Here is an 18,440-nt window from a genome sequence, read left to right on the forward strand (position 1 = left end):
AAGGGACTCCCTTACGCTGTATAGCGATTACTTCCGGCGGGTCAGGTCGTAGAAGGTGGAGCCGTCGACGGTGACCTGCTCGAAGGTCTCCGTGACCCAGGAGGAGATCTCCGAGCCGGTGCCCGTTCCGCCGCCCGGCCCGCCGCCCGTGCCGCCCGTGCCGCCTCCGAGGCCTCCGCCGCCGACGAAGTAGTGGATCTTGCCCTGGGAGACGTACTGCTTGAACTGGGCCAGGGTCGGGGACGGGTCGCTCCCGTTGAAGCCGCCGATCGCCATCACCGGCTCTCCGGTGGCGAGCTGGTAACTGGCGGCGTTCTGGGCGCCGATGGCCGCCGCGACCCAGGTGTAGCCGTCGGCGCCGTCGAGGAGCGCGGCCTTGGCCTTCGAGCCGACGGTCGCGCCGTTGAGCAGGCCGCCCATCCCGCCGCCACCGCCGATGCCACCGCGCTCCAGGCCCTGGGGCGGGGTACCGCCGGGGAACTGGCCGCCGGGCATCTGCCCGGTGGGGGCCTGGCCTTGACCGGGCATCTGACCGCCGGGCATCTGGCCGCCCTGGGGCGGGGTGCCGCCGGGCATCTGCCCGGGCCGCTGGCCCTGCCCCGTGCCGCGTCCGCCGTCCGCCCGCATGCCCTCGTCACCGCCCGGCATACGACCGCCCATGCCCCCCGGACCCGCTCCGCGCCCGCCCGCCGGGCCCGCCGTCACGATCGAGCCCTGGTGGCCCGTGCTCAGCGTCTCCAGCGTGTACGCGAACGGACCCGCGAGCCCCGCCGCCAGACCGAGCCCCGCGATCCCGAGCCCGATCCGCCGGTCGAGCCGGCCCGCGAGCAGCAGCCCGAGCGCGGCGGCCGAGCCGGCGACCAGGACCGTCCAGCGCAGCCACGGCAGCCAGTCCGGCGTCCGGCCCAGCAGCACGTACGCCCAGACCGCCGTCGCCGCGACCGTCACCGCGAGCGCCGCCGAGGCGGGGAACCGGCCGCGCTCCTCCCACAGGACCCCCGCGCCCATGCCGACGAGCGCCGCGACGTACGGGGCCAGGGCCACCGTGTAGTACTCGTGGAAGATGCCGGCCATGAAGCTGAACACGGCCAGCGTGATCAGCAGCGAACCGCCCCAGACCAGGAACGCGGCACGGGCCGTGTCCGTGCGGGACGCACGCCAGGTGATCACCAGACCGGCCACGAGCAGGATCAGCGCGGCGGGCAGCAGCCAGGAGATCTGGCCGCCGACGGCGTCGTTGAACATCCGCCCGATGCCGGTCTCACCCCAGCCGCCACCGCCCGGACCGCCACCACGGCCGCCACCGCCACCGACGCTGCCGGTCTCGTTGCCGTTGATCCGGCCCAGGCCGTTGTAGCCGAAGGTGAGTTCGAGGAAGCTGTTGTTCTGAGACCCTCCGACGTACGGGCGCGAGGACGTCGGCCAGAGCTCGACCAGGGCCACCCACCAGCCGGCCGAGACGATCATCGCGAGCCCGCCGAGGGCCAGTCGGCCGATCCGGCGGCCGAACCCGCCCGGCGCGCACACCGCGTACACGAGCGCCAGCGGCGGCAGGATCAGGAACGCCTGGAGCGTCTTGGCGAGGAACGCGACACCGAAGGCGACCCCGGCCCACACCAGCCACTTCGCACCGGTCCTCGCGTCCTCCAGCGCCCGCAGCACGCAGTACACGGCGACCGTCATCAGCAGCGCGAGCAGCGCGTCCGGGTTGTTGAAGCGGAACATCAGCGCCGCGACAGGCGTGAGCGCGAGCACCGCGCCCGCGATCAGGCCGGCGCCCGCGCCGAAGCGGCGCCGTACGGCCGCGTAGAGCACCGCGACGGTCGCCACGCCCATCAGCACCTCGGGGAGCAGGATCTGCCAGGACCCGAGCCCGAAGACGCGCACGGACAGGGCCATCGGCCAGAGGGCGGCCGGCGGCTTGTCGACGGTGATGGCATTGGCGGCGTCGAGCGAGCCGAAGAAGAAGGCCTTCCAGCTCTCGCTGCCGGCCTGGACGGCGGCCGAGTAGAAGGAGTTGGCGTAGCCGGAGGCGCTCAGGTTCCAGACGTAGAGCGCGGTGGTGACGGCGAGGAGGGCGAGGAAGGCGGGACGCACCCACGGGGCGTCCTCGGACCGCCCGCGCCACACACGGGCGAGTCGGCCGCCGGGAGGCGACGCGGTGTTCGCGGCGTGCGCGGCGTTCGCGGCGTGCGCGGCGTTCGCGGCGTTCGCGCCCTGGCCCGCCGGGGGCGGCGCCGGGTCGTACGGAGTCGTGGTCGTGGTCATCGTGTGTCCCTGGAGAGCGAGGTGTCCGGGAAGACCCAGAGCCGGAAGAGGAGGAACCGCACGACGGTCGCGGCGAGGTTGGCCACGATCAGGACGGCGAGTTCGGTGGAGTGGGCGGCCTGGCCCGTGGCCGCGCCGAGCGCGGCGAGCGAGCCGCTGGTCAGGGCGAGGCCGATGCCGAAGACGACGAGCCCCTGCGCCTGATGGCGGACGGCACGGTCCCGGCCGCGCACGCCGAAGGTGAGGCGCCGGTTGGCCGCCGTGTTGGCGACGGCGGAGACCAGGAGGGCGGCGGCGTTGGCCGGTTGGGAGCCCATGCCGAGCCGGAAGGCCGAGTACAGGAGCACGTAGAACAGGGTGGACAGCGCGCCCACCGCGCAGAAGCCGACGAGCTGCCGGGCCAGCCCGCCGGGTACGCCCGCCAGTTGCCGGTCGCGCGGATCGTCCCCGAAGGGACGGGCGAGCCGGTCGAGCGGCAGCGAGCCCGTGGCGAGCGCCCGGCCGACGCGCCAGACGCCCTTCAGGTCGTCGGTCGCGGTCCGCACGATGTGGACGGTGGAGTCCGGGTCGTCGACCCAGTCGACGGGCACCTCGTGGATCCGCAGCCCGGCGCGCTCGGCGAGGACCAGCATCTCGGTGTCGAAGAACCAGCCCGTGTCCTCGACCATCGGCAGCAGCCGCTCGGCGACGTCACCGCGTATGGCCTTGAAGCCGCACTGGGCGTCGGAGAACCGGGCGGCGAGCGAGCCGCGCAGGATCAGGTTGTACGCCCGCGAGATGAACTCCCGCTTCGGCCCGCGCACGACCCGCGAGGAGCGGGCGAGCCGGGAGCCGATCGCGAGGTCCGAGTGGCCCGAGATGAGCGGCGCGACGAGCGGGAGAAGCGCGTTGAGGTCGGTGGAGAGGTCCACGTCCATGTAGGCGAGGACGGGTGCGTCCGAGTGCGACCAGACGGTGCGCAGCGCCCGGCCCCGGCCCTTCTGCTCCAGCCGTACCGAACGCACCTCGGGCAGCTTCTCCGCGAGGGAGGTCGCCACCTCGGGGGTCCGGTCGGTGGAGGCGTTGTCGGCGACCGTGATGCGGAAGCCGTACGGGAAGGTGCGGGAGAGGTGGTCGTGGAGCCGCAGCACGCACGGCTCCAGGTCCTTCTCCTCGTTGTAGACGGGGATCACCACATCGAGGACGGGCCGCCCGGCCGTCCCCACGGGCAGGTGGTCCCGGGCGGGGAGGGTGCCCGCGATCGTTTGGGTTCGCATGGCACAGACCCTCGCCAGGGCGGCTGTCACGGCTGTGTGGCGAGCCTGTGCCCTGCCTGTGAGTCCTGCTGGTTCTCCCGGGGGAGAGCGACGGTGAAGACGGTCTCTCCCGGCCGGCTCCGGACGGTCACCTCTCCGCCGTGGGCGGCCGTCACGGCCCGCACGATGGCGAGCCCGAGCCCGGTGCTGCCGCCGCCGCCGGCACGGCGGGTGCGGGAGGCGTCCCCCCGGGCGAAGCGCTCGAAGACGACGGGGAGGAGCTCGGGCGGGACGCCGGGGCCGTCGTCCTCGATCTCGACGAGGGCACGGCCGCCCTCCGTCCGTACCCGCGCGGTGACGACCGTGCCCGGCGGGGTGTGCGTCCGGGCGTTGGCGAGCAGGTTGACCAGGACCTGGTGGAGGCGGGCGGCGTCTCCCCGTACCGCCACGGCGCAGTCCGGGAGTCCGAGCCGCCAGTGGTGCTCGGGGCCCGCCGCGCGGGCGTCCGAGAGCGCGTCCACGACGAGGGGCGCGAGGTCGGTGCTCTCGTACGAGAGCGGGCGTCCGGCGTCCAGCCGTGCGAGCAGCAGCAGGTCCTCCACGAGCCCCGTCATCCGGGTCGCCTCGGACTCGATCCGCCCGAGCGCGTGCCGGGTGTCGGGCCCGCACTCCTCCCGGCCGCGCCGGGTCAGCTCCGCGTACCCCCGGATCGAGGCCAGCGGCGTCCGCAGCTCGTGGCTGGCGTCCGCGACGAACTGCCGCACCCGCGTCTCGCTCTGCTGGCGGGCGTGCAGCGCGGAGTGGACGTGGTCCAGCATCCGGTTGATGGCCGCGCCGACCTGCCCCACCTCGGTCCGCGGATCGGCCTCGGGCACACGGTGGTGGAGGGCCGGTTCGCCGCTGTGCAGCGGCAGTTCGGAGACCTGGGTGGCGGTGGCGGCGACCCGCCTCAGCGGGCGCAGCGCGATCCCGACGAGCGCCGACCCCGCGAGCGAGGCGGCGACCAGACCGGCGCCGGTGACGCTCACCTCGACGAGGACGAGGGTGGAGAGGGAGCCCTGGACCTCGTCGAGCGGCAGCCCGACGAGGACGTCGGCACGGTCCCCGGAGACGTACGAGACCCGGTAGTCGCCGAGCCCCGGCAGCTCGACCGTGTGCGGACGGCCGTCGCGGGACGCGCCGGCGAGCGCGGCGCGCTGCGCCTCGTCGAGCGGGCTGACGGTGGCCTCCGGCCCGTACCCGGCCTGCTCGACCTCGACGGAACGGTCGGCCGCGCCCAGCGTGCCGCCGTCCCCGACCACCGCGCCGACCGTGCCGAGCGGAGCACCGGGCCCGAGGACGAAGGCGAGCGGGTCGCGGCCCGGGTCACCGGAGAGACGCATCGAGGGGGGCGGCCCCTGCGCGCGGTTGGCGACGTTCCGCAGCTGGTCGTCGGCCTGGTCGTACAGGTACGACCGGAACGCTATGGTCGTGACCGTCCCGATGACGGCGGCGACGATCGCGATGAGGGTGACGGCGGAGACGACGAGCCGCGTACGGAGCGACCACGACCGGGGCGACCGGACCATCGGACGTTCTACTCCCCCGGCTTGATGAGATAACCCGCCCCGCGCCGGGTGTGGATCATGGGCGCCCTTCCGGCGTCGATCTTCCGGCGCAGGTAGGAGATGTACAGCTCGACGACGTTCGCCTGGCCGCCGAAGTCGTACGACCACACCCGGTCCAGGATCTGCGCCTTGCTGAGCACCCGGCGCGGATTGCGCATGAGGTAGCGCAGCAGCTCGAACTCGGTCGCGGTGAGATGGATCGACTCGCCGCCGCGCGTGACCTCGTGGCTGTCCTCGTCCAGGGTCAGGTCCCCGACGACGAGCAGCGACTCGCTCCGCGCCTGCGCCGCGCCCGACCGCCGGATCAGCCCGCGCAGCCGCGCCACGACCTCCTCCAGGCTGAACGGCTTGGTGACGTAGTCGTCGCCGCCGGCCGTGAGCCCGGCGATCCGGTCCTCGACGGCGTCCTTGGCGGTCAGGAACAGCACCGGCACGTCCGGCTGCTCGCGGCGCAGCCGGCCGAGCACGGAGAGCCCGTCCATGTCGGGCAGCATCACGTCGAGGATCACCGCGTCCGGCCGGAACTCCCGCGCCTCGCGCAGCGCCCCCGCCCCGTCGCCGGCGCTGTGCACCTGCCAGCCCTCGTACCGCAGGGCCATGGAGAGCAGTTCGGCGAGCGAGGCCTCGTCGTCCACGACGAGGACGCGGACGGCGGAGCCGTCGGGCCGGAGCATGTCGGTGCGCCCGCGGGGCTTCGTGGCAGTCATACCGCCACGCTGGCCCGGGGTACTGAGATCTTCCTTTCCCCTACCTGTGAATTCCCTGAGAAACCTGGGGGAAGAGCGCGGCCCCGTTCTCGTAGAGGACGCGGCGCAGCCAGTCGTCCCCGAGGCCGAGCCGTTCGAGGGCGTCGAGCTGATGGACGTACGGGTAGGGGATGTTCGGAAAGTCGGAGCCGAGGAGGATCCGGTCGCCGAGCGCGCGCAGCCGGGAGAGTTCGGCGGCGGGGAAGGGCGCGAGGCGTTCGCTGAAATCGGTGAAGGCCATGGTGGTGTCCAGGTGGACGCCTTCGTACCGCTCGGCGAGGTCGAGGAAGTCGGCGTACTCCGGCATGCCCATGTGGGCGACGATCAGCCGCAGCCGGGGATGGCGGGCGAGCACCCGCCCGACCGGCGCGGGCCCGGTGAACTTGCCCGGGGTCGGTCCCGAGCCGCAGTGGACGACAACAGGCGTGCCGGCCTCGGCCAGGAGACCCCAACTGTCGTCGAGGAGCCGGTCGTTCGGGTCGAACCCGCCGACCTGGAGGTGCACCTTGAAGACCCGGGCGCCGGAGTCGAGGGCGTGCCGGACGTAACCGGTGGCGCCCGGCTCCGGGAAGAGCGTGGCGGTGTGCAGACAGTCGGGCGTACGGGCGGCGAAGCCGGCGGCCCAGCTGTTGAGCCACTCCGCCATGCCGGCCTTGTGCGGATAGAGCATCGAGGTGAAGGCGAGGACCCCGAACTCGCGCAGGAGGGCGACCCGCCGGTCCTCCTCCTCGCGGTAGGTGATGGGCCACTCCACACCGGTCAGGGGGCCGACGGCGTCGAAGTAGGCCCACACCTTGTCGAGGACGTTCTGGGGCATGAAGTGGGTGTGGACGTCGACGAGCCCGGGGATCCCGAGCCTCCGGGCGAGCTGTCGCGTCGGGTCAGCCTCGCTCAAAACCGTAACTCCGCTCGACCTTGCCGATGTGGACGCTGTAACTCTCGTACCACTGCTCCCGGCCGCGGCGCTTCGCGGCCTGGTGCTCGGCATGGTCCCGCCAGGCGTCGAGGGAGGCGAGGTCGCGGAAGTACGCGACGGTGATGCCGATGCCGCCGGGAGTGCGGGCGGCCTCGTAGCCGAGGAAGCCGGGGAGCTCACTGACGATCTCCTGCATACGGGCGCCGGTCTCGGCGTATCCCTCGGGGTCGTCGGGACGGATCGAGGTGAAGACAGCGGTGTAGTAAGGCGGTTCGAGGCCCGCCACCAGGTTCGGGGTCATGTGGATCACCCTCCGCCGGGCGGGGCGGGCATGTCCATAAGAGCCGGCGAAGGGGATCCAAGTCTTTACGTACGAGGCACTGCGGGGGCTACAGAGGGAACAGCTCGTCCTGGACGTCGGTGTCGGCCTTCCGCACGGGCACGGTGACGGGGTGGCCCGGGTCGACGGAGACGAGCCCCCACCCGCGGACGACCCGGGTGTCGACGGCGAGGAGGCGCCCCGCCGAGTCGCGAAGGTGCAGGTCGGGACCGGCGGCGGCGAGGAGGCGCCCGGCGACGACTCCGCCGTCGACGAGCTCGGTGACGGTGCCGGAGAGCGGGGGCAGGCCGTCGAGCCCGAAGGCCTCGGCATGGTCGTACGCCCGGAACTCCAGCCGCTCCAGGGTCTCGGCCCAGCCGGCGAGCCCGGTGGCCCGCCCGTAGAGCTCCTCGATCTCACGACGGCGCGCGTCCGGCCCGGGCAGGTCGTGCCGTACGGCGCGCTTACGGGCGTACGGGATCCGGTCGGGCACCTTCAGGGCGTGCCGCAGCAGCTCCTCGGTCCGGCGGGCCGCCATGAGCGGCCCGCGCCCGAGCCAGCCGAAGGCGACGGCCCCCTGCTCCAGGAGCCGGGCGTCACCGCGCTCCTCGGCCGTGATCCCGACCTTGGTCATCCCGGGCCCGAACCAGGCGAGATACACGCGGTACGTCCGGGGGTCGTCGGCGATCGTGTCGGCGGCGACCGAGTGGACCCGGTCGAGCCGCGCGCACTCGGGGCACTGCCCGCCGGTGGCGCGGGCGGGCACGGTCGCGTCGAGCGGGCAGGCGTTCCCGCGGGCACCCGGACAGCGCCGCGGCCCGACGGCCCGGAAGGCGACCTGCTGCCCGTACGCGAGCACGGACACCCGCCCACCGTCCCAGCGGAGCCCGGGCACACCGCCGCTCCACCGCATCCCGACACACCGCCACGTCACGGCACCAGTCTGCTCCGAGGCACTGACAACCGGGCCACTGGACGGCCGAGGCGCCGGACGGCCGAGACGCGGACGGCCGAGGCGCCGGGCAAGGGGGGCTCATGGCGCCGGGGTCTCGGTCAGGGGGACGCCGTGACGGGTCGCGTACCCGCGGACGGCATCCGGGAGCGGGGCGGCGGACCGGGCGGGGGCGAGCGCCTCGCCGTGGATCCGCAGGGCTCCGCCCGCGGCGTCGTGGAGCCACTTCGGGCGTGGGGAGAAGCGGGGGCGCGGGCTGTCGTCGGTGAGCCGGACGGTGAGGCGTGCGCCGTCGGCGTGATGGACGAGGTCGAGGGAGTGGACGTGCTGCCAGCGCAGCACGGTGAGGGATCCCAGATAACCCACGCCGATGCCCAGGCCGTTGAGGACGAGGCCGTTCGTGGTCCGCAGGAGGGCGACGAGGCGCAGGAACCAGAGGAACGAGACGGCCGCCAGCGTGGCGGTGAGCCCGCCGGGGCCGTGGAACAGCCGCTCGTTCAGGACGGCGGAGACGACGAGCGCGAGGAGGCCGAGAGCGTTGCGCAGGATCATCGCCCAGTGGCTGCGGGGCCGGCGGCGGTAGCTGGCGACCGGAAGCGGCGGGGCGGGCGGGGCGGGCCGGGTGACGACAGGCGGAACGACCTCGGTCGCCTGGGACGCCTCACGCGTCTCGGGCGCTTCGGATGTCTCGGATGTCTCGGACGCCTCACGTCGGGCGACGCACCAGGCCAGCACCTCACGCGGGGTGGGCCGGGTCCGGGGATCCTTGCGGAGGCAGGCGGCGGCGACGGGGCGCAGGGCGACGGGGAGGGCGGTCAGGTCCTCGCTCTCGTGGACGGCGCGGAACATGAGGCCGACGCCCTCGCCCTCGCCGAAGGCACGGCCGCCCGCGGCGGCGACGAGGACGGCACCGAGCGCGAAGACGTCGGTGGCTCCGGTGATCTCATGGCCCTGGGCCTGCTCGGGGGCGAGGAAGCCCGGGGTGCCGACGACCATGCCGTCGGAGGTGAGGCGGGTCTCCTCCAGGGCGCGGGCGATGCCGAAGTCGAGGACGCGCGGGCCGTCGTCGGCGAGGACGATGTTGCCGGGCTTGAGGTCGCGGTGGACGAGGCCGCGGGCGTGGATCGCGACGAGGGCCTCGGCGAGCGCGGCCCCGAGCCCCCAGAGCCGCCGTTCGTCGAGGGGGCCGTACCGCTGGACCTCCTCGGCGAGGGTCCGACCCACGACGTAGGCGCTGGCCATCCAGGGCTGCGGGGCGTCGGGGTCGGCGTCGACGACCGCGGCCGTGTGGAAGCCGCCGACGCGACGGGCGGCCTCGACCTCCTTGCGGAAGCGTTCCCGGAACCGCGGGTCGTCGGCGTACTCGGCCCGGACGACCTTGATCGCGACGGGCCTGCCGGACGGCGACCGCGCGAGATAGACGGACCCCATGCCCCCGCTGCCCAGGAGCCGTACGACGACGTAGTCGCCGATGCGGTCTCCGATCACCGGAACCAGGCGCGGGTCTCGGGCTGGTTCGGCCGGACGACGGCCAGGATGGCCGGCACGAGCCAGACGACCCCGAGGATGGGCATCACGCCGTAGAACGGGTAGGCGAAGGGGAGCGCGGTCCACCCGTATACGGCGGCCGAAATCCGCACGTTGGGGTGACGGGTGGGGAACTTCAGGGCGGTACCGATGCCCCAGGCGGCGACGGCGCAGACGAGCACCCCGGCGAAGACGACGATCCCGCCGCGGTCCTGGAGGAGGGTCTCCTCCTCACCCCAGATGGAGTTGGCGATGGCGACGCTGTTGGTCAACAGGGCGACGCCGAGGACGGCCTGCATACCGCCGAGCACCATCATCAGGACCCGAAGGCTCTTCACGGCCTGCGGCATCGCCCCCGCCCCACCGGCTCCGGGCCCGCCACCGCCGCCGGGCGGATTCCCCCGCGCCCGCGCCCGCTCCCAGGGCCGCAACCCGTCCGGATCCCCCACGCCACCAGTACCCACCACAGCCCCTCCCCCGCCGCACGCACCCGCGCCTGCGCGCCATGGTCGACACCCTCACCCCCACAGTCCAGCCCCAAACAGGCCACGCTGCACCCAGACGGCGTGGACGAACCCCCGTCGGGCCCGGAGCCCGTCCAGAGCCGTCCCAACAGCCGTGGGGGGCAGGGTGCGCAGCAGCCTCGTGACGGGGATGTTCGCCCTGCGGGCCCGTACGCAAGGCTGGGCAAGTTGTGCGACGCCCTGGGGCGCGGGTGATCCGCCCTCTAGGCTCCGAGCGCTTCGCGGACTGTCCTGAGCCGGACTCTGGCCTCTGTGATCCAGTCGTCGTCCAGGGCGAGTGGCACCTGGACACAGATGCCGGTGCCGGGTGTGTCGCGGACCTCGATGACGAGCGGATCCTCGGCCACGAACCGCAGGTACGCCGTGCGGCCCTCTCTGGGCCAGTCCCCGGTGAATACGTCAGCCCCGTCGTCCTCGGAGGCGTCGTCCATGACTTCTTCGAGGGCATCCAGGAGAAGGCCCCACTCCTCGATGTCTTCGTCGAAGATCCCCGTCCGCACCGAGGCGTTCACGAAGTCGCTTCGGATCTGGATCTCCGCATCGAAGTAGCGGCCTGACACTCCAGTGAACGACGGGCTGGTCGACAGCAGACGAACCGCGACACTCTGTGTTCCGCCGGCCAGGCCGATCAGCTCCAGGAGTTCTCCACCCTCGGCCACGGCTGCCCCTCCCGCTCACCCGGTTGCTGTACTTCACTGCCGTACGCCCCGGAAACGCAAGAGGCCCGGACTCTCGTCCGGGCCTCTTGCCTGCTGTGCACTCGGCAGGATTCGAACCTGCAACCTTCTGATCCGTAGTCAGATGCTCTATCCGTTAAGCTACGAGTGCTTGTGCTTCTCGGCTTTTTTCTTGCCGGTCGGCGTTGCGTGGACAACATTACATGACCTGCGCCGTAGCGCGAAATCCATTAGCCCCACCCCCTCTGACCTGCGGAAACGCCATCCTGCGGGTTTCCCTCCGCCCCGCGGTACCGCCACCTGGGGGACCTCCGATCCGCGCTGAATCGTCGATCCCGGGCCCGGGACGACCCGCGAACCGGTTCGTGGGTCGGAGCTCCGAACAGTCGGCGTCCCGCCCGCGTGCGACCCGGTCCCGGAACGGCCGAAGCCCCGGCCTGTGGGGCCGGGGCTTCGGGTGGGGCGGAGGCGGAGGGATTTGAACCCTCGATGGGCTTTAAGGCCCAAACCGCATTAGCAGTGCGGCGCCATAGACCGGACTAGGCGACGCCTCCATGCACCGTCACGCGGGCGTGAGTGGTGCGTGCAGATGATGACACAGGCAAGCCTGGTGTCACCAATCGCTTCTCACCGTACTAGCCCTCCGGGGCGGAGAGCAAAGCCCCTCGGCGCACCCCGGTTGCGCAACGAACGGCAGTACGGAGCGTTAGAGGAGACGGGCCCGCGCCCCACGGCCCCATCCGCCTTCCTGGAGTTCGCATGCTGCGCAGCCTCGTCCTCGCCACACTCGCCACACTCGCCACCCTCGCCGCCACCACGACCACCGCCGCCGGCCTCGGCGGTGTCGGCGGGCTCGGGCCCCTGCCGTCCCTGCCGTTGCTCTCCTCGCCCGACACGCCGACCTCCTCGCCCGACACACTGACCGTGACGATCACCAAGAGCGGCCACCGGAACGCCGACGGCACCTTCGAGCTCGAGTGCGGCGACAAGCCCGGCGGGACACACCCGGCCGCCGCCCGCGCCTGTGCCCGCCTCGACGGCCACGCCGAGGCGGGCAGGAACCCCTTCGCGCCCGTGGCCGAGGACCGGATCTGCTCCCTCCAGCACGGCGGCCCCGCCACGGCCCGCATCACCGGTCAGTGGCGCGGCCGCACCGTCGACGCCCGCTTCTCCCGGGCCGACGGATGCGAGATCGAGCGGTGGGAGAACCTGGAGCCCGTACTGCCCCACGTGCGGTGATGACGTGAGGATGCCGTTGGGATGTTGCCGGAGGCACGCGACCTCACCCCGAGACCGGCGGGCCTGCCTTTAGACTCCCTCTCAGTGACAGGCTGCGGTCCGGAGGGCAAGATGGGGCCGGCCAGCCGGGGCAAGGTGCAGTGGGTCAGGGAGGAAGCGTCGTCGTGAGCAGCAGGCCATCCCGAGGCGCTGCTCGCCTCGCAGCCATACTTGACGCCCTTCCCGACGGTCTCGTGCTCGTCAACTGCAACGGCACGGTCGTCAACGCCAACACCATCGCCCTCGGCATGTTCGAGACCCCCGGCACCGCTCTCGTCGGGCGCGGCCTGCTCGACCTGCTGCCCGGGTTCGACTCGCGTCTGATCCCCGGCTCCATGCGGCGCCCCGAGGGCACCGACGAGCAGGGCCGGACGAAGCCGACGCGGATGATCGCGCGCCGGACGGACGGCGGCGAGTTCGCCGTCGAGGTGACCAGCGCCAGCCTCGAGGACGGCCGCGAGGCCTACGACTCGTACACCGCCTACACCGGCGACGAGCTGCTCATGCTCGTCGTCCGCGACCTCACCGGCACGCTCGACACCGAGGCCGAGCTCGCCCGCTCGCAGCGCCAGACGGAGATGATCCTGCGCGCCGCCGCCGAGGGTGTCGTCGGTACGGACACCGACGGGCGGGTCGTCCTCGTCAACCCCGCCGCCGCGCAGATCCTCGGCTACCGCGCCAGCGACCTCGGCGGCAAGGACCTGCATCCGCTGATCCTGCACTCCCGCGCGGACGGCGAGCCGTTCCCGTACGAGGAGTCGCCCCTCGCCGACACCCTCAAGTCGGGGCGCAAGCACCGCGTCCGCGGCCAGGTGCTCTGGGCGAAGAACGGCTCCCAGGTACCGGTCGACCTCACGACCGCGCCCGTACGGGACGGGGACCAGCTCGTCGGCGCGGTGATGACCTTCACCGACCGCCGGCCGTACGAGCAGCTCGCCGAGGAGCGGGCGAGCGAGGTCGCCACGCTCGCCGAGAAGCACGCGGCCGAGCTCGCCGAGCTGAAGAAGGGCCACGAGGATCGGGCGGCGGCGGACAAGGAGCGGTACGAGGCGCTGGCCGCCCGGCACGAGCAGCTGACGGCCGTCCTCGGCGAGTCGCTGCGCGGGCCGCTGGAGGAGCTGCGGAACGAACTCTCCACCCTCGCCGCCGACGACGCCGGACAGCTCTGGCCCGAGGCCAACCAGCTCCTGCACCACCTGGCCGCCGGATACGCCCGGATGACCACCCTCGTCGACAACGTCCTCGGCTACCAGCGGCTGGACGCCGGGACCGAGACGCTCGGCAAGTCCGTCGCCCTGCTCGACGCGGTCGTCACGGCCGGCGTCGACGGGGCCGTGGAGCTCATCGGGCCGGGCCGGGCGCAGTTCGCCGTGCACGCCCCGCCGATCGAGGCCGAGGTGGACGCGGGCCGGCTCGCGACCGCGCTCGCCCATCTCGTCGCCGACGTCGCCGGCGTCGACTCCACCGGCAAGGCCCGCGTCGTGCCGGGTGCCGGGTACGCCGACTCGACGATCGTCGTGGCCGCCGCGCAGCGCGGTGACGTCGTACGGATCGAGGTCCGCGGACCGTACGCCGGTGGCGACCCCGTCCACCAGCCCATCGTCCGCGGCATCGTGGCCGCGCACGGCGGTGTGGTGCAGACGCACGAGGTGCCGGGGATGAGCGGCAGCGCGTACGTCCTCGAGGTGCCGCTCGGCGCCGGGAAGGGGACGGTCACGCCCCCGCCCGCGCCCCCGGCTGAACCGGCGGGCTCCGCCTCCGCCTCCGAGCTGGAGGTCGCGCCGTCCGACGGGGCCGCGCTCGCCCTGCCCGCTCAGGCCTCCGACACGAACGGCGGCGGACGGCGGCGCGCCCGGCGGGCGTCCACCGACGCCTTCCTGGAGAGCCCGGTGGCCGCCGAGGGCGGCAACGCCGGTGCCGTCGAGCCGACCGGCCGTCGCCGCGGCCGTACGGAGCAGGCTCCGGCCGCTCCCGCCGAGCTGATCCCCGCCCAGAACGCGGGCGCGGCGGGCGGTACGGCCGAGGGCGGGACCGGGACCGCTGGGACCCCCGGAACCCCCGGAGCCCCTGGTGTCGTCGAGCCGACCGGGCGCCGTCGCGGCCGGCCCGCCGAGGGCGCCGTGGTGACCGCCGCCGAAGGCGCGCAGGGCCGCGCCGCGCTGGGCGCCGCCGTGCCCCCGCAGGGTGTGCCCGTACCCGCCCAGGGTGCCCCCGCCGAGGCTCCCGCGCTGGCCAGGGCCCTGCCCGCGGCAGGCGGCGAGGAGACGGGCGCGCCGCAGCCGACCGGGCGCCGCGCGCGCCGGGCGCTCGCGGCGCAGGAGCGGAGTGTGGCCGCCGAGGCCGGGCCCCGTACGCCGTTCGCGCTGCCGCCGGCCGACGCGGACCGTGCCCCGGAGGCGGGGAGCGGGCAGCCGCAGGCCGCCCTCGCGCCGCAGGTGGCACAGCCGCAGCCGGCGCCCGTGGCCATGCCCATGGCGACGCCGATGCCCATGCCCATGCCGATGCCCATGCCGATGCCGATGCCCGGCAGCGACGAGGGTCAGCACGAGGCCGTAGGGTCCGCGCCGGACGTCGATCACACGCCTCCGCAGCCGCACCCCCTACCCGAACCGACCGGTCGCCGCCGCAACACGAGCGGACCGCAGGAGACGCGGAGCGGGACCGGCACCGGGTCCGTACCGCTGCCCCCCGAGATCCCCGCGCCCGCGCCGTCCCCGGTGGCGCCCACCGCCGCCTCCCCTTCCTCCGCAGCCGCGCCCGCGCCCGCGTCGAAGGAGCCCAGGGAGCCGAAGGACGGAACGCAGGGCGGGCGGGCGTTCAGCGTGCGGACGCTCGGGCAGGGCGTGCCCTTCGCCCAGCAGCTCGCCGCGCAGCAGAACACCGCTCAGCAGGGCGCGCAGAACGGACAGACCCCGCCGCCCGCCGGGAGCAACGGCTCCGGGCGGCGGCGCAAGCTCGCCACCCCGCCCGAGGGCGACCGCCCCGCGCCCGCCGCCGTGACGGCGGCGCCCGCGGCACCCGCCGAGCCCGCGGCCAAGCCGCACCCGCAGCCCAAGCTGGCCCCCGCGGCCCCCGAAGGCCGCTCGTACGCCATAGGAGCGCCCGCCGAGGGCGCCGACGAGGGCCCGGAGCTGCTCGACGGTCCCGGCGGCGCGGTCGAGGTCGCCCACCAGCCCGTGCCGCGGCCCCTGGACGACGAGCTGCCCCCGGAGCCCCTGGACAACCCGCGCCGGCTGCTCGTCTGGCCCGCGCCGGACGTCTCCACCCAGCAGGCGCTGAGCGACCGCGGCTACCGGCCGGTGATCGTCCACTCCCGCGAGGAGGTCGACGCCCAGATCGCCGCCTTCCCGGCCGCGCTCTTCGTCGACCCGCTGACCGGGCCCATCACCCGTACCGCGCTCCAGTCGCTCCGCCAGGCGGCCGTCGCCGCCGAGGTGCCCGTCCTGCTGGCGGCCGGGCTCGGGCAGGCGACCCGGGAGGCGGCGTACGGCGCCGATCCCGCCGTACTGCTCAAGGCGCTGGCGCCCCGCGACAGCGAGCAGCACCCGTCGCGCGTGCTGCTCATCGAGGAGAACGAGCACATCGCGCAGGCGCTCGCCGCGACCCTGGAGCGGCGCGGGATGCAGGTGGCGCGGGCCTCGGCCGACACCGAGGCGGTCACCCTGGCCACGCAGATCCGGCCCAACCTCGTGGTGATGGACCTGATGCAGGTACGCCGCCGACGCGCCGGGATCATCGACTGGCTGCGCGCGAACGGGCAGTTGAACCGCACCCCGCTCGTCGTCTACACCTCGACCGACCTCGATGAGGCCGAGCTGCCGACGCTGTCGTCCGGCGAGACGGTCCTCTTCCTGGCGGAGCGTTCGAACAGCAACGAGGTGCAGGCCCGGATCGTCGATCTGCTCGCGAAGATAGGGACCAACTGAGGTCCGTACGGACGCAGAAGGAGGGGGAGCGGTGCAGGTGCACCGCTCCCCCTCCGTCCGTCTCCGCGCGGACTACAGCTGGGTGACGTCCAGCTCGCCCTCCGCGTACTGCCTGCGGATCACCTTCTTGTCGAACTTGCCCACGCTCGTCTTCGGCACCGCCTGCACGATCGCCCAGCGCTCCGGGAGCTGCCACTTGGCGATCCCGCCCTCGGTGGCGAGGAAGTCCTTGAGGTCCTCGTAGTCCGCCGTGGCGCCGTCCTTGAGGACGACGGTCGCCAGCGGCCGCTCGCCCCACTTCTCGTCCGGTACGGCGACGACGGCGGCCTCGGCGACCTCCGGGTGGGCCATGATGGCGTTCTCCAGCTCGACGCTCGAGATCCACTCGCCGCCGGACTTGATGACGTCCTTGGCGCGGTCGGTGAGGGTGAGGTAGCCGTCCGGGCTGATGACGCCGACGTCGCCCGTCTTCAGCCAGCCGTCCTCGCTGAACTTGTCCGCGGGGCGGATCGGTTCGGCGTCGACCCCGCCGAAGTACGAGCCGGCGATCCAGGTGCCGCGCACCTCCAGCTCGCCCGCCGACTCGCCGTCCCAGGGCAGGATCTCGCCGCCGGGGCCGACGAGGCGGCCCTCGACACCGGCCGGGAAGCGGCCCTGCGTGACGCGGTACGACCACTCCTCCTCCGCGGTCAGGCCGGCCGGCGGGTGGGCCATGGTGCCGAGCGGGGAGGTCTCCGTCATGCCCCAGGCGTGGCAGAGGCGGACGCCGAGCCGGTCGTACGCCTCCATGAGCGAGGGCGGACAGGCCGCGCCGCCGATGGTGACCTGCTTCATGGAGGAGAGGTCGCGGGGGTTGGCGGTGACCTCGGCGAGCAGGCCCTGCCAGATGGTGGGGACGGCCGCGGCGTGGGAGGGCTGCTCGCGCTCGATCATCTCGGCGAGCGGGGCGGGCTGGAGGAAACGGTCCGGCATCAGCATGTTGATACCGGTCATGAACGTGGCGTGCGGCAGGCCCCAGGCGTTGACGTGGAACTGCGGGACCACGACGAGGGTCGTGTCCGCGGCCGTGAGGCCCATCGACTCGGCCATGTTGACCTGCATGGAGTGCAGGTAGATCGAACGGTGGGAGTACACGACGCCCTTGGGGTCGCCCGTGGTGCCGGAGGTGTAGCACATGGCGGCGGCCGCACGCTCGTCGAGCTCAGGCCAGTCGAAGGTGGTGGGGCGGCCCGCGATCAGCTCCTCGTAGTCGTGCACCCGGGGCGTCACCCCGTCCAGCGCCGAACGGTCGCCGGGGCCGGCGACCACGATGTGCTCGATGGTCGGCAGGTGGGGGAGGAGCGGCACGAGGAGGGGGAGCAGCGAACCGTTGACGATGACCACCCGGTCGTCCGCGTGGTTCACGATGAACGCCAGCTGCTCGGGGGGAAGCCGCAGGTTGAGGGTGTGCAGGACCGCACCCATGGAGGGGATCGCGAAGTACGCCTCGACGTGCTGCGCGTTGTTCCACATGAGCGTCGCGACCCGCTGGTCGCCGGTGACTCCGAGCTCGTCGCGCAGGGCGTTCGCCAGCTGGGTCGCGCGGGCGCCCGTCTCCGCGAAGGTCTGGCGGTGCGGCTCGGGCTCCCCGGTCCAGGTGGTGATCAGGGACTTTCCGTGGATCGTCATCCCGTGGTTCAGGATGCGGGTCACGGTCAGCTGTACGTCCTGCATGGTGCTCAGCACGGCGTCCTCCCGGTGGGCGCTACGTGGCAGTAAGGGTGGGGAGATTCTGCGCACGTACCGCTCGGTATGTCACTACCCGGGAGTACGGAAATTGCCAGTGAACGCTGGCAGAGGGACGGGAGACGTGGCTGCCGCGGGCCGCTTCAGCGCACGGGGGAGAGCTCCGGGTCCTCGCGGAGCTTGCCGAGCGCCCGCGACACCGCACTCTTGACCGTGCCGATCGAGACGCCCAGCACCTCGGCCGTCTGCGCCTCGCTGAGGTCCTCGTAGTACCGCAGGACGACCATCGCCCGCTGGCGGTCCGGGAGCTTCATCACCGCGCGCCACATGGCGTCGTGCAGCACCTGCCGCTCGGCCGGGTCCGGCTCGGGCAGCCCGGCCGGCTCCGGAAGGTCCTCGCACGCGAACTCGTCGACCTTGCGCTTGCGCCACTGGGACGTACGGGTGTTCAGCAGCGCGCGCCGCACATAGCCGTCCAGGGCGCGGTGGTCCTCGATCCGCTCCCAGGCGACGAACGTCTTGGTCAGCGCGGTCTGCAGCAGGTCCTCGGCGTCCGCGGGGTTCGCGGTCAGCGAGCGCGCGGTGCGCAGCAGCACGGGCCCGCGAGCCCGTACGTAGGACGAGAACGACGGGTAGCCAGCGGCCGTGGAGGCGCCGACACAGACGGGGCCGGAAGGTGGCGGAGTCATGACTCCACGCTAGGAGCGGGTACGTGGGCGGCGGATCGGCCCCAGGTCCCG

Annotated in this window: 14 protein-coding genes and 2 tRNA genes; 2 read left to right on the forward strand and 14 right to left on the reverse strand. The window is 73.4% G+C overall.

Annotation, left to right across the window (positions count from 1 at the left end; translation table 11 throughout):
• Positions 1–27 precede the first annotated feature (27 nt).
• The 12 genes from ACFVGW_RS13085 to ACFVGW_RS13140 form a co-directional block, all read right to left on the reverse strand.
• Entirely contained in the window at positions 28–2,268 is a 2,241-nt protein-coding gene (locus ACFVGW_RS13085; protein ID WP_385852013.1) for an ArnT family glycosyltransferase, read from the reverse strand.
• A complete protein-coding gene (locus ACFVGW_RS13090; RefSeq protein ID WP_385852014.1) occupies positions 2,265–3,524 on the reverse strand; it encodes a glycosyltransferase in 1,260 nt (419 codons plus the stop codon). The genes ACFVGW_RS13085 and ACFVGW_RS13090 overlap by 4 nt, the downstream gene beginning before the upstream one ends.
• 26 nt (positions 3,525–3,550) lie before the next feature.
• Positions 3,551–5,071, reverse strand: a complete 1,521-nt coding sequence (locus ACFVGW_RS13095; RefSeq protein WP_385852015.1) for a sensor histidine kinase — start codon at positions 5,069–5,071, stop codon at positions 3,551–3,553.
• Positions 5,072–5,079: 8 nt separating this feature from the next.
• Positions 5,080–5,817, reverse strand: coding sequence for a response regulator transcription factor (locus ACFVGW_RS13100; protein WP_352188629.1), 738 nt, complete (start codon positions 5,815–5,817; stop codon positions 5,080–5,082).
• 40 nt (positions 5,818–5,857) lie between these two features.
• Complete coding sequence (locus tag ACFVGW_RS13105; RefSeq protein ID WP_385852016.1) at positions 5,858–6,844, reverse strand: amidohydrolase family protein; 987 nt, start codon at positions 6,842–6,844, stop codon at positions 5,858–5,860.
• The gene (locus ACFVGW_RS13110) at positions 6,738–7,073 is read right to left on the reverse strand and encodes an antibiotic biosynthesis monooxygenase family protein (protein ID WP_385852017.1); all 336 of its coding nucleotides are present in this window, start codon (positions 7,071–7,073) and stop codon (positions 6,738–6,740) included. Before ACFVGW_RS13110 ends, ACFVGW_RS13105 begins: the two co-directional genes overlap by 107 nt.
• A gap of 88 nt (positions 7,074–7,161) precedes the next feature.
• Entirely contained in the window at positions 7,162–8,004 is an 843-nt protein-coding gene (locus tag ACFVGW_RS13115; protein WP_385852239.1) for a DUF2797 domain-containing protein, read from the reverse strand.
• Positions 8,005–8,124: 120 nt separating this feature from the next.
• The gene (locus tag ACFVGW_RS13120; protein WP_385852018.1) at positions 8,125–9,531 is read right to left on the reverse strand and encodes a protein kinase; all 1,407 of its coding nucleotides are present in this window, start codon (positions 9,529–9,531) and stop codon (positions 8,125–8,127) included.
• Entirely contained in the window at positions 9,528–9,908 is a 381-nt protein-coding gene (locus ACFVGW_RS13125) for a hypothetical protein (RefSeq protein ID WP_385852019.1), read from the reverse strand. The genes ACFVGW_RS13120 and ACFVGW_RS13125 overlap by 4 nt, the downstream gene beginning before the upstream one ends.
• A 389-nt stretch (positions 9,909–10,297) precedes the next feature.
• Positions 10,298–10,753 (reverse strand): DUF5959 family protein, encoded by a 456-nt coding sequence (locus ACFVGW_RS13130; protein ID WP_385852020.1) that lies wholly within the window; start codon positions 10,751–10,753, stop codon positions 10,298–10,300.
• A 96-nt stretch (positions 10,754–10,849) separates the two neighbouring features.
• A tRNA-Arg gene (locus ACFVGW_RS13135) sits at positions 10,850–10,922 on the reverse strand.
• 312 nt (positions 10,923–11,234) lie between these two features.
• Positions 11,235–11,325: transfer RNA gene (locus tag ACFVGW_RS13140), tRNA-Ser, on the reverse strand.
• Positions 11,326–11,530: 205 nt separating this feature from the next.
• Between ACFVGW_RS13140 and ACFVGW_RS13145 the strand changes: the two genes are divergently transcribed.
• Positions 11,531–12,010: an SSI family serine proteinase inhibitor gene (locus tag ACFVGW_RS13145; protein ID WP_385852021.1), complete on the forward strand. Its 480-nt coding sequence runs from the start codon at positions 11,531–11,533 to the stop codon at positions 12,008–12,010.
• A 164-nt stretch (positions 12,011–12,174) separates the two neighbouring features.
• Positions 12,175–15,975, forward strand: a complete 3,801-nt coding sequence (locus tag ACFVGW_RS13150; RefSeq protein WP_385852022.1) for a PAS domain-containing protein — start codon at positions 12,175–12,177, stop codon at positions 15,973–15,975.
• Positions 15,976–16,047: 72 nt separating this feature from the next.
• Here ACFVGW_RS13150 and ACFVGW_RS13155 read toward each other — a convergent pair whose 3' ends face one another.
• Positions 16,048–17,700, reverse strand: coding sequence for a long-chain fatty acid--CoA ligase (locus ACFVGW_RS13155; protein ID WP_385852023.1), 1,653 nt, complete (start codon positions 17,698–17,700; stop codon positions 16,048–16,050).
• Positions 17,701–17,843: 143 nt separating this feature from the next.
• Positions 17,844–18,389 (reverse strand): SigE family RNA polymerase sigma factor, encoded by a 546-nt coding sequence (locus ACFVGW_RS13160; RefSeq protein ID WP_352188620.1) that lies wholly within the window; start codon positions 18,387–18,389, stop codon positions 17,844–17,846.
• Positions 18,390–18,440: the final 51 nt, after the last annotated feature.

This window comes from Streptomyces sp. NPDC127129, from assembly GCF_042671585.1.
Classification (GTDB): domain Bacteria; phylum Actinomycetota; class Actinomycetes; order Streptomycetales; family Streptomycetaceae; genus Streptomyces.

Bases quoted from the DNA above. Each gene is read 5' to 3' on its own strand.
- ACFVGW_RS13085 (WP_385852013.1), bottom strand. From the start codon at position 2,268: ATGACCACGACCACGACTCCGTACGACCCGGCGCCGCCCCCGGCGGGC.
- ACFVGW_RS13090 (WP_385852014.1), bottom strand. From the start codon at position 3,524: ATGCGAACCCAAACGATCGCGGGCACCCTCCCCGCCCGGGACCACCTG.
- ACFVGW_RS13095 (WP_385852015.1), bottom strand. From the start codon at position 5,071: ATGGTCCGGTCGCCCCGGTCGTGGTCGCTCCGTACGCGGCTCGTCGTC.
- ACFVGW_RS13100 (WP_352188629.1), bottom strand. From the start codon at position 5,817: ATGACTGCCACGAAGCCCCGCGGGCGCACCGACATGCTCCGGCCCGAC.
- ACFVGW_RS13105 (WP_385852016.1), bottom strand. From the start codon at position 6,844: ATGCCGAGCACCAGGCCGCGAAGCGCCGCGGCCGGGAGCAGTGGTACG.
- ACFVGW_RS13110 (WP_385852017.1), bottom strand. From the start codon at position 7,073: ATGACCCCGAACCTGGTGGCGGGCCTCGAACCGCCTTACTACACCGCT.
- ACFVGW_RS13115 (WP_385852239.1), bottom strand. From the start codon at position 8,004: ATGCGGTGGAGCGGCGGTGTGCCCGGGCTCCGCTGGGACGGTGGGCGG.
- ACFVGW_RS13145 (WP_385852021.1), top strand. From the start codon at position 11,531: ATGCTGCGCAGCCTCGTCCTCGCCACACTCGCCACACTCGCCACCCTC.
- ACFVGW_RS13160 (WP_352188620.1), bottom strand. From the start codon at position 18,389: ATGACTCCGCCACCTTCCGGCCCCGTCTGTGTCGGCGCCTCCACGGCC.